Consider the following 9928-nt stretch of genomic DNA (forward strand, 5'->3'; position numbering starts at 1 on the left):
GCGATCGCACTCTACGAGCATTTTGGCTTCCGCGTCGCTGGAGAGCGTAAAAATTATTATCCGCAAACTGGCGAATCAGCCCTAATTTTCTGGCGCAACGATCTACAAACGGCCGCTTTTCAGGAACAATTAAACAAGTGGCGACAAGAAGTCCTTTCCAGACTGGCGCGGGGAGAGTGGCAATTAGAGGAAGAAACCAGAGCCAAAATAGATACCATGGGGATGTCATGATTACCTACAAGCTTAAATCAGGTCGAGGTTAGGGAAAAATGAGGATTTTAGTCTTGGCGTGGGAATTTCCACCGCGATTAGTGGGCGGTATCGCCCGTCATGTCGCTGAACTCTATCCCGAAATCGTCAAACTCGGTCATGAAGTCCATTTAATCACGATCGAATTCGGTCAGGCCCCCAGTTACGAACTGGTGGAAGGTATTCACATCCACCGCGTCCCCGTCCCCCCCGGCAATGACTTTTTCCATTGGGTGGTCAACATGAATAACAGCATGGGGCAACAGGGCGGCAAAATAATCGCCGAATACGGAAAATTTGACCTTGTTCATGCCCACGATTGGTTAGTAGGGGATGCGGCCATTGCCATGAAACATCTCTTTAAAATACCCCTGATTGCCACTATTCACGCCACGGAATACGGACGTTACAACGGACTGCACACCGACACCCAACGCTATATCGCCGGCAAAGAGGGAACCCTCGTCTATAATGCTTGGCGCGTTATCGTCTGTACCGGCTATATGCGTCATGAAGTCCATCGGGCTTTGGGCGCCCCCTGGGATAAGATCGATGTGGTTTATAACGGTATTCGGGCCGAGAAAAAGCAAAGAGACCCTAACTTTGATTACCGAGCTTTTCGTCGTCAATATGCCGAAGATTACCAAAAAATCGTCTATTACGTCGGGCGCATGACCTTTGAAAAGGGGGTTTCGGTGTTACTCAACGCTGCCCCAAAAGTCCTCGCTCAGACTGGGGCTAAAACTAAATTTGTTATTATCGGTGGCGGCAATACCGACAAACTCAAACAACAGGCCTGGCATCTCGGTATCTGGCATCATTGTTATTTTACGGGCTTTATGTCCGATGAAAACCTCGATCGCTTCCAAACCGTGGCCGATTGTGCCGTTTTTCCCAGTCTTTACGAACCTTTTGGCATTGTCGCCCTGGAAAGTTTCGCCGCTAGGGTTCCCGTGGTAGTTTCCGATACCTGCGGTTTTCCCGAAGTTGTCCGTCATGGTCAAACGGGAATTGTCACCCGGGTCAATAATCCCGATTCCCTCGCTTGGGGCATTTTGGAGGTTTTAAATCATCCCGAATACGCCCAAGAATTAGCTAATAACGCCTACGAAGACCTAGAAAAACGCTTTCATTGGGCGAATTTAGCTCGTCAAACCGAGACAGTATATGGTTTGGTTGTCCAAGAACGACAACTGGTAGAATGGCGTTAATCAGGGAGCGGTTTTTAAGCCGTCAGCCGTCAGTATTAGGGGTCAGTTTATGTCTTAAAATAACAAAGGCACAACTTAACTTCTCCAAATATGACTATGAAAGCAGCTGAAATTATGACCACGGAGGTGGCCAAGATTAAAGGTTCTGAAACCGTTGCCAAAGCGGTACAATTGATGAGAGAAAAGAACATTAGAACTCTTATTGTCGATCGCCGTCACGATGAAGATGCTTACGGAATTATCACTGAAACCGATATTGTCTATAAAGTCGTCGCTTTCGGTCAAGATCCGCAAAAAGTGCGCGTCTATGAAGTGATGAGCAAACCCTGCATCGTGATTAATCCCGACCTCGGTGTTGAATATGTGGCCCGCTTATTTGCTAATACGGGTATTCGTTTCGCACCAGTAATTAAAGGCGGTTTGCTCGGTGTTATATCCGTTAGCGACATTCTCCATAAAGGTAACGCCGTCGAAAAGCCCCGCAGTCTTGATTTAGAAGCGGAGATTATCAAAGCGAGAGATATTGCCCGGGTAGTCTGTGCTGAAAAAGGGGGAAATTCTCCCGATTGTGCCGCGGCTTGGGATGTTGTTGAGGAATTACAGGCAGAATTGGCACACCAACGCGCTAAAAAACCAGAAAAAACCTATTTTGAGGAATACTGTCAAGAAAATCCCGATGCTTTTGAAGCGCGTATCTATGACACCTAATCCCCATGGGTTTTCGGTATTCTCCGATACCTCAAACTTTTTAATCCGGCAAAAGTAGTGTATAAAGGTTTTATTTACTAATAATCGAGGAAAAACTATGGCTGATCTATTTGTCATCGCCTATGAGGACGAATTTAAAGCAGAAGAAGTTCGTTTAACTTTGGCTAAACTGCAACAGGAACATCTCATCGAGTTAGAAGATGCTGCCGTAGTGGTTAAAAACAAAGATGGCCAGATTAAACTCAAGCAAGCGGTCAATTTAACGGCAGCAGGAGCCGCTAGTGGCAGTTTCTGGGGATTATTAATCGGAATGCTCTTTTTATCCCCTTTATTAGGGGCCGTCCTCGGTGCTGCTGGTGGCGCTTTGGGAGGTGCTTTAAGTGATATCGGTGTGGATGACAATTTTATGCGCGAATTGGGAGAAACCCTGCAGCCCAGTACCTCTGCTCTCTTTGTTCTCGTCCAAAAAGTTACCCCCGATAAGGTCCTCGATGAAGTGGCCCCCTACGGAGGTAAAGTGTTACGCACTTCTTTGACCAAAACCGACGAAGCTGAATTACAGAAAGTTCTCGACCAAAGAGGTGTTAAACCCGAAGCGGTTTAGGATCTGGGTCCATAAAAGCTAGAAAAAGGGAATATATTTCCCTTTTTGCTTTTTGAGCAAGAATGGGTTTAGCATGACCACCACAGCATCCATAAAATAAGAAACAATCAATAATTATTAATGAACTTTAAGCTTCGATCGAGAATAAAAGTGCTTCAGTGTCGTAGTATTTATTCGTTAATCCCATTGATTGCATTCCTAATCTTTCCGTGACACGAATTGAGCGATAATTATCGGCATTAACCACTGCGTAGATAATCGGCAATTGTAAGCTGATTAAGCCGTATTCTAGAATAACTTTAGTCGCTTCGGTTATATATCCTTGTCCCCAATAATCGCGTCGTAAATGCCAACCAATTTCGCTATCTGGGGTAGGATAACCGTAGTTATCGGGTAAATTCTGTAAAATTATCGAACCGATAATCTGATTATTTTTTCGATCGATCATTGCCCACCAATCGCTGCCATTACCCTGATTACGAATAGTTGCTAATCTTTCGGAAAAATGGGCATTTAAACTCTCAATATCCGTGGCTAACTGACGAATTCTCGGTAAAAAATAAGTGACTTCGGAATTTTGATAGATCTGAAAAAAAGACTCTTTGTCTACGGGTAGTTGCCAAGGACGGAGAATTAGGCGCTCGCTTTTCATTGTTTTTGTGAGCAAATTATAGCAATTCTCTTGCTGAGATTAGGGATTATTGTTGATAAAAAAACTTCTAAATCCCACGGCTAGTAAGGAACCACTTAAGACAGTTATCAATGTCCAAATTTGATTCTTTTGGGTTCCTTCGACTTTCTCTAAGCGTTTATTCATGTCATCAAATTTACTATCAAGAGTTTTAATATCACCTTTAACTTCCGTGAGTTCAATCTTTAAATCGGTAGTATCTTTTTGAACATTTTTGACATCAGCTTTTATTTCCGCTTGTCCATTCTCAATCACCTTCAATCGATTGTCCACCTCAATCAGTCGAGTTTCCGTGGTAGTGAGTCGCGTTTCCACGGTAGTGAGTCGATTGTCCACGGTAGTGAGTCGATTGTCCACCTCAATCAGTCGAGTTTCCATGGTAGTGAGTCGAGTTTCCACGGTAGTGAGTCGATTGTCCACGGTAGTGAGTCGATTGTCCACCTCAATCAGTCGAGTTTCCATGGTAGTGAGTCGATTGTCCATGGTAGTGAGTCGATTGTCCATGGTGGTGAGTCGATTGTCCATGGTGGTGAGTCGATTGTCCATGGTAGTCAGTCGATTGTCGATCTCGTTGAATCGATGTTCGATTATCTTCTGTCCATTGAGGATTAAATCTTCTAGTCTTTTTAAATCATTATCCGTAGCAGTGGTGGTGGTCATTGATTAAACTCCTATAATTTCAATTTGCTCTTATTTTTATTATTATAGCCTTTCTTATAAACATGAAGTATGATCGGCTCTCTTGGGTTCGGTGGGTAAAATATATTATAGGATACATTCCTGCTGGCGGTCGCAACGCGCTCGCTACGCGAGATCAACTGGAACGAACCACAAAGACACAAAGGACACAAAGATTGATCGCTTCCAGATAATCTAAACTTATCACACAAAAAATTAAGAGAGCTTATGAGCTAATTTGGTATTGACGACCGACTCCCCACTTCCCATTCTCCTATACCTTTCAAACAGGATTATTATTAGCTATAGATTTGCTGCTTGAGCAAATATGTTCACCGATCATCACTCCCGTTAGAGTGAGATAAGATTAGCTCTCATTCCTCACCCTAACTACTAGGAAAAACCGGCAATTAAATTAGGCACCTTGGCGCAATTTGTCCAAAACCGATCGATCTTCTAGAGTAGAAGTATCACCAGAAATCTCTTGACCTGATGCTAAAGTTCGCAAGAGACGACGCATAATTTTACCCGATCGCGTTTTTGGCAGCACATCGGTAAAACGGATTTCTCCCGGTCGAGCAATAATGCCAATTTCCTTGACAACGTGATCCTTTAATGCTTGCGCTAACTCCTGACTCGCTTCATAATGCCCCTCGAGAGTCACAAAAGCATAGACTTCTTCCCCTTTAATTTCATCCGGCCGTCCCACCACAGCCGCCTCTGCTACCGCAGGATGAGATACTAAAGCTGATTCGATCTCCATTGTCCCTAAACGGTGGCCAGAAACGCTAATTACGTCATCAACGCGCCCCATTACCCAGAAATAACCGTCCTCGTCCTGACGACTACCATCCCCAGCAAAATAGAGATATTGGCCATCTTTGGGGGCGATCTGTTCCCAGTAGGTATTGCGGAAGCGATCGGGATTTTTATAGACTGTTCGCATCATACCGGGCCAGGGATGTTTGACCACCAGATAACCCCCCTCATTCGCGTGGGTGGGATTGCCCTCTAAGTCCACCACTTCGGCGATAATACCGGGAAAAGGTAGGGTTGCTGACCCCGGTTTGGTGACAATTGCCCCGGGTAAGGGAGTAATCATAATCCCCCCGGTTTCCGTTTGCCACCAAGTATCGACAATCGGACATTTTTCCTTACCGATAACCCGGTGATACCACATCCACGCTTCTGGGTTAATCGGTTCTCCCACGGTTCCCAGTAAGCGCAAAGAGGATAAATCCCGGCTATTGGGGATGTCTTCACCCATTTTGATAAAAGCGCGGATAGCAGTGGGGGCAGTATAAAAGATATTAACCCGATATTTCTCGATTACATCCCAAAAACAACCTAAATTAGAGGGACGGGGAACCCCTTCATACATTACCGTGGTTGCACCATTGGAAAGCGGTCCGTAAACGATATAACTATGGCCGGTAATCCACCCCACATCGGCAGTACACCAGTAAACATCGGTGTCTTTCAGGTCAAAAATCCATTTGCAGGTGACATGGGTGTAGAGATTATAACCGCCGGTGGTGTGGACGACTCCTTTCGGTTTGCCGGTGGAACCACTGGTGTAGAGGATAAATAACATATCTTCGCTATCCATGGGTTCGGCCGGACAGTTAGCAGATACCTGTTTTTGTAGATCATGCCACCAGTAATCGCGATCGGCAACCATATTGATGGGTTCCTTGCTGCGCTGGACAACGAGAACTTTTTCCACACTGGGGGCGTTATTATCGGCTAGAGCCAGATCTACCTGTTCCTTGAGGGCAACGACTTTATCCTTGCGGAAACCACCATCGGCAGTGATTACCACCTTAGCGGCCGCATCATTAAGACGATCGCGCAAAGCATCGGCACTAAATCCCCCAAAAACGACACTGTGGGGCGCACCAATTCTGGCACAGGCTAACATAGCGATGGCAGCTTCGGGAATCATTGGCAGATAAATTCCGACCACATCGCCTTTTTTTACGCCTAATTCCTTTAAAGCGTTGGCAAATTGGCACACTTCTCGGTGTAGCTGTTCGTAGGTAATGGTGCGGCTGTCTCCCGGTTCTCCTTCCCAGATGATGGCGGCTTTATTGCGTCTCCAGGTGGTGAGATGTCTGTCAATACAGTTGTAACAAATATTAATCTTGCCGTTGACGAACCATTTAGCAAAGGGGGGCTGCCAGTCAAGAATCTCTGACCATTTTTCAAACCAATATAGTTCTTTTTCGGCTAATTGTCCCCAAAAAGCCTGGGGATCGGCCTTGGCTTTGGCGTAGAGTTGCTGGTATTCTTCAAAGCTTTTAATTGTGGCATTCTGAGAAAATTCGGCACTGGGAGGAAACAGCCGATTTTCCTGTAGGATCGATTCGATCGCTATTTCTGTCATACTGGCAAACGAAATAAATTATCTTGCGATCCAGATTACCTTTTTCGGTTCCCCCCGTAACCCCGGCAAGCAATTCTTTAAGGCTATTTTAGAATTGCCCGATCCCTGACTAGCGATCGCCATTTTGCCCAAGTGTTACAGAGTTTAAAGTTATGTCACCGATCGAGCGATGAACAGATCGCTGTAAGGTAAACTAACCGATAAACCCGAAATTTAACATGGAGAACACTCGGTAAGGAGTCATAATTCGATGTCTCATAGCGTTAAAATTTACGATACCTGTATCGGTTGCACCCAATGCGTTCGGGCTTGTCCCCTCGACGTGCTGGAAATGGTTCCTTGGGATGGCTGTAAAGCTGCCCAGATTGCCTCCTCCCCCCGCACGGAAGACTGTATTGGTTGCAAACGTTGCGAAACCGCTTGTCCGACGGATTTCTTGAGCATTCGGGTTTATCTCGGAGCAGAAACCACCCGCAGTATGGGTCTAGCCTACTAGGCCTGGCAATCATTCTGTGTTTAACATTTAGCGAAAACTAATCTTGTTAAGAGGACTAACCAGTCCTCTTTTTTTGTTATACTCCCTTCGCTAGTTAGGGCTGGCTGAAAAAATCGGGGCGAAGCATTCGGATAGAAAATCTACGGTTTCAGCAATAAGTTATTGCCCGAATGCTTCGCCCCTACAGGACGCAATCGCCGATCAAGATGCTCCCGTTTTTGAGTCACTAGCTTGAAAATCTTGCAGCTGCTTCGCCAAACAGGCCACCAAACCCCTTACCTCGTCTATATTTCACATTTATTCAGCAAACCCTAGTTAGGTAATTCTCCAAAAAGTTGACGATATTTTTGCAGTTTTGCCTCCATTTCTACTAACTGCTGATTGGCCTGTTCTGCCCGTTGGCGTTCATTTTCAGCCCGTTGCTTTTCCTGCTCCAGTAGTTGATTAATTTCGCTGTAGGACAAAAATTGAGTGCCATCAGGACGATAAATTTTTAACTCGTCGGTTAAGTCAAAACGAATGCCTAAACGGGGACTCACCCAATTATTAACCTCACTAACACTGTCTAAACTGTCACCAATTCGCTGCCAAGCTTCTAGACTATTATCATCGGGATCATAGACGTAGTATTCTTGGACTCCATAGCGATCATAAAATAGCAATTTTTTGGCCATTTCGATGGAGGTATTATTGGGAGAAAGAATCTCAAAGACGACTTGAGGAGCAAGATTATCTTCTTGCCATTGTTTGTAGGAACCTCGATCGCCTTTCGGTCTGCCAAATACTACCATCGTATCAGGAGCGGCGGCAATTTTCGGCTGGCCTTCCACGGGATACCATAACAGATCCCCCGCTACAAATACCTGGGGATCATCGATATATAACCAGTCGAGATTCTGCTTAATCGTTACTATCCAGTGAAATTGTTTAGTATTATCTGCCATCGGTTTACCGTCGCTCTCAGGATAGATAATCTCGTTTTTGTTAACTTGACTAATCATGGGGAATACCTGCCGAACTCATTGGGCTATTTTTATTATATAATAAATTTGAACTAAGTAAGGAAAAGACCAATCTTGATTTTAGAACTAGAGCAAGTAAATTTAGCTATCCGACGAGGCAGTGCTTATCTGTTAGAAGATATTACTTTTAGCATCAAGCAAGGAGAAAAGTTAGCTATTGTCGGAGCATCTGGGGCAGGAAAAACGACTCTTTTGCAATTGTTAAATCGTTTGCAAGAACCAAGCACGGGAAATATTTATTTTCAAGGTAAATCGATTAGGGAAATACCAGTTATTTCCCTGCGACAACAGATAGTTTTATTGCTACAAGAGTCGAAATTATTAGGGATGACTGTTCGAGATGCTCTCGCTTATCCTTTGCAATTAAAAAAACTTACTCCTGCGGAAATTAATCAGAGAATTGACCATTGGACATCCCTATTAAAAATTCCTCAACAGTGGTTTGAGCGCGGGGAGTTAGAATTATCTTTAGGACAAAGACAATTAGTGGCAATTACCAGAGCTTTGCTGTTAGAACCGAGCATACTGTTATTAGATGAACCCACCTCCGCTCTAGATACAGGCACGGCCAGCAGGTTATTAGAAGTATTAAATAATCAAAGTTCAATGACGATAATTATGGTCAATCATCAACTAGATTTTTTAGAGGAATTTGCCGAGAGAGTTATTTATCTAGAAGCGGGAAAAATTGGTTCAGATTGCCTCGCCAATCAATTAGATTGGTTAGGGCTAAAAACTCAGTTAATTGATTTAGAAAAATCTCGACAAAGTGACCACTGGTAAGATTAACTTAAAATTGCTGCGCCCTGCTGAAAAACTAATAATTCTCCTGAATTAATCGCTGTCCAAACTTCATTATCAGTTAAGGGTGTAGTGGCAATAATTGCCACTTGATCGCCCGGACGAGCTAAAGCTTGAAAATCAACGCTCACATCTTCATCAATTAAATGAGCGGCGGCAAAAGGATACTGACGGATTATATAGCTTAATTTCGTCGAACAATGGGCAAAAAAATGTTCACCATCGGATAAAAGATAATTAAAAATTCCTTGACAAGCGATAGAGTTTGTGATAGTTTTTAGGACTTGATAAAGTTGCTCTAGGGAAGGTTTGCCCTGGGGAAAAGTCTCTCGCAGGGTATTAAGAATTAAACAAAAAGCTCTTTCGGAGTCCGTCTCCCCAACCGGTTGATAAAAATCTCCCGCAGCCGGTGAGAAATTTTCTAAATTACCATTATGGGCAAAAACCCAATATTTCCCCCACAATTCCCGCCGAAAAGGATGACAGTTTTCTAGTTTAATTTCTCCTTGGGTGGCTTTGCGAATATGGGCGATAACATTGGTAGAATGGATGGGATAGTTTTTAATTAATTCCGCAATCGGAGAAGCGATCGAGGGTTTAACATCAATAAAAGTTCGACAACCTAAACCCTCAAAAAAAGCGATTCCCCAACCGTCTCGATGTTCGTCGGTTTTCCCTCCCCGCGCACAAAATCCCTCGAAGGAAAAACAGATATCCGTAGGGACATTACAATTCATGCCTAGAAGTTGACACATAGTTGCTTGAGTTTGAATATCAGATGCCGGCAAAATTACTTACTGCCAGCAGCCGTGACAGGAGACAGGAGAATTTTTTCTAGCTGCCTCTTGCCTATCCTAGCTAAGAAATTAATCTGGCACTAAGTAGGTAGGTGTTAAAAACTGTCAGACACCCCCCTTATCAAGGCTGACAGGGGGGATCAAACCCCCTCAAGGTAGGGTTGATTGTCGGTAGGTGTTAAAAACTGTCAGACACCCCCCTTATCAAGGCTGACAGGGGGGATCAAACCCCCTCAAGGTAGGGTTGATTCATGAATCAACCCTACTATGAATCAACCCTAGGGG

The 9928-nt window shown here is 44.3% G+C and carries 10 protein-coding genes and 2 pseudogenes; 6 read left to right on the forward strand and 6 right to left on the reverse strand.

Annotation, left to right across the window (positions count from 1 at the left end):
* The 4 genes and pseudogenes from IQ242_RS08815 to IQ242_RS08830 all read left to right on the forward strand — a co-directional run.
* A pseudogene (locus IQ242_RS08815) lies at nt 1-231 on the forward strand (ribosomal-protein-alanine N-acetyltransferase RimI); the annotation flags it as partial.
* Nucleotides 232-269: 38 nt separating this feature from the next.
* Nucleotides 270-1460 (forward strand): glycosyltransferase family 4 protein, encoded by a 1191-nt coding sequence (locus IQ242_RS08820; protein WP_193959706.1) that lies wholly within the window; start codon nt 270-272, stop codon nt 1458-1460.
* Between the two features lie 90 nt (nt 1461-1550).
* A complete protein-coding gene (locus IQ242_RS08825; protein WP_002764953.1) occupies nt 1551-2168 on the forward strand; it encodes a CP12 domain-containing protein in 618 nt (205 codons plus the stop codon).
* Between the two features lie 97 nt (nt 2169-2265).
* A complete protein-coding gene (locus IQ242_RS08830) occupies nt 2266-2772 on the forward strand; it encodes a DUF1269 domain-containing protein (RefSeq protein ID WP_052275550.1) in 507 nt (168 codons plus the stop codon).
* A gap of 127 nt (nt 2773-2899) precedes the next feature.
* On the opposite strand, the gene IQ242_RS08835 is transcribed toward IQ242_RS08830, so the two are convergent.
* The 4 genes and pseudogenes from IQ242_RS08835 to acs all read right to left on the reverse strand — a co-directional run bounded on the left by IQ242_RS08835 (nt 2900) and on the right by acs (nt 6527).
* The gene (locus tag IQ242_RS08835; protein ID WP_193959707.1) at nt 2900-3424 is read right to left on the reverse strand and encodes a GNAT family N-acetyltransferase; all 525 of its coding nucleotides are present in this window, start codon (nt 3422-3424) and stop codon (nt 2900-2902) included.
* Nucleotides 3425-3463: 39 nt separating this feature from the next.
* Nucleotides 3464-4123 carry a tropomyosin gene (locus tag IQ242_RS08840; protein ID WP_193959708.1) on the reverse strand — a complete coding sequence of 220 codons (660 nt, stop codon included), beginning with the start codon at nt 4121-4123 and terminating at the stop codon, nt 3464-3466.
* Nucleotides 4124-4142: 19 nt separating this feature from the next.
* Nucleotides 4143-4349, reverse strand: a pseudogene (locus tag IQ242_RS27065) (hypothetical protein).
* A 207-nt stretch (nt 4350-4556) separates the two neighbouring features.
* Nucleotides 4557-6527: an acetate--CoA ligase gene (acs, locus tag IQ242_RS08845; protein WP_193959709.1), complete on the reverse strand. Its 1971-nt coding sequence runs from the start codon at nt 6525-6527 to the stop codon at nt 4557-4559.
* A gap of 250 nt (nt 6528-6777) precedes the next feature.
* Here acs and psaC point away from each other — a divergent pair, with 250 nt between their 5' ends.
* Complete coding sequence (gene psaC / locus IQ242_RS08850) at nt 6778-7023, forward strand: photosystem I iron-sulfur center protein PsaC (RefSeq protein ID WP_002734319.1); 246 nt, start codon at nt 6778-6780, stop codon at nt 7021-7023.
* A 311-nt stretch (nt 7024-7334) separates the two neighbouring features.
* On the opposite strand, the gene IQ242_RS08855 is transcribed toward psaC, so the two are convergent.
* Nucleotides 7335-8024, reverse strand: a complete 690-nt coding sequence (locus IQ242_RS08855; protein WP_193959710.1) for a Uma2 family endonuclease — start codon at nt 8022-8024, stop codon at nt 7335-7337.
* Nucleotides 8025-8099: 75 nt separating this feature from the next.
* On the opposite strand from IQ242_RS08855, the gene IQ242_RS08860 reads away from it, so the two are divergent.
* Nucleotides 8100-8828 carry an ATP-binding cassette domain-containing protein gene (locus tag IQ242_RS08860; protein WP_193959711.1) on the forward strand — a complete coding sequence of 243 codons (729 nt, stop codon included), beginning with the start codon at nt 8100-8102 and terminating at the stop codon, nt 8826-8828.
* A 2-nt stretch (nt 8829-8830) separates the two neighbouring features.
* Here IQ242_RS08860 and IQ242_RS08865 read toward each other — a convergent pair whose 3' ends face one another.
* A complete protein-coding gene (locus IQ242_RS08865) occupies nt 8831-9601 on the reverse strand; it encodes a class II glutamine amidotransferase (RefSeq protein ID WP_193959712.1) in 771 nt (256 codons plus the stop codon).
* Between the last annotated feature and the right edge of the window lie 327 nt (nt 9602-9928).

The organism is Microcystis sp. LEGE 08355 (genome assembly GCF_015207185.1).
Lineage (GTDB): Bacteria > Cyanobacteriota > Cyanobacteriia > Cyanobacteriales > Microcystaceae > Microcystis > Microcystis panniformis.

What these genes read in the sequence shown, in the direction of transcription:
- IQ242_RS08835 (WP_193959707.1), bottom strand. Translation starts at nt 3,424, where the DNA reads ATGAAAAGCGAGCGCCTAATTCTCCGTCCTTGGCAACTACCCGTAGAC.
- IQ242_RS08830 (WP_052275550.1), top strand. Translation starts at nt 2,266, where the DNA reads ATGGCTGATCTATTTGTCATCGCCTATGAGGACGAATTTAAAGCAGAA.
- IQ242_RS08840 (WP_193959708.1), bottom strand. Translation starts at nt 4,123, where the DNA reads ATGACCACCACCACTGCTACGGATAATGATTTAAAAAGACTAGAAGAT.
- IQ242_RS08820 (WP_193959706.1), top strand. Translation starts at nt 270, where the DNA reads ATGAGGATTTTAGTCTTGGCGTGGGAATTTCCACCGCGATTAGTGGGC.
- acs (WP_193959709.1), bottom strand. Translation starts at nt 6,527, where the DNA reads ATGACAGAAATAGCGATCGAATCGATCCTACAGGAAAATCGGCTGTTT.
- IQ242_RS08855 (WP_193959710.1), bottom strand. Translation starts at nt 8,024, where the DNA reads ATGATTAGTCAAGTTAACAAAAACGAGATTATCTATCCTGAGAGCGAC.
- IQ242_RS08825 (WP_002764953.1), top strand. Translation starts at nt 1,551, where the DNA reads ATGACTATGAAAGCAGCTGAAATTATGACCACGGAGGTGGCCAAGATT.
- IQ242_RS08865 (WP_193959712.1), bottom strand. Translation starts at nt 9,601, where the DNA reads ATGTGTCAACTTCTAGGCATGAATTGTAATGTCCCTACGGATATCTGT.
- psaC (WP_002734319.1), top strand. Translation starts at nt 6,778, where the DNA reads ATGTCTCATAGCGTTAAAATTTACGATACCTGTATCGGTTGCACCCAA.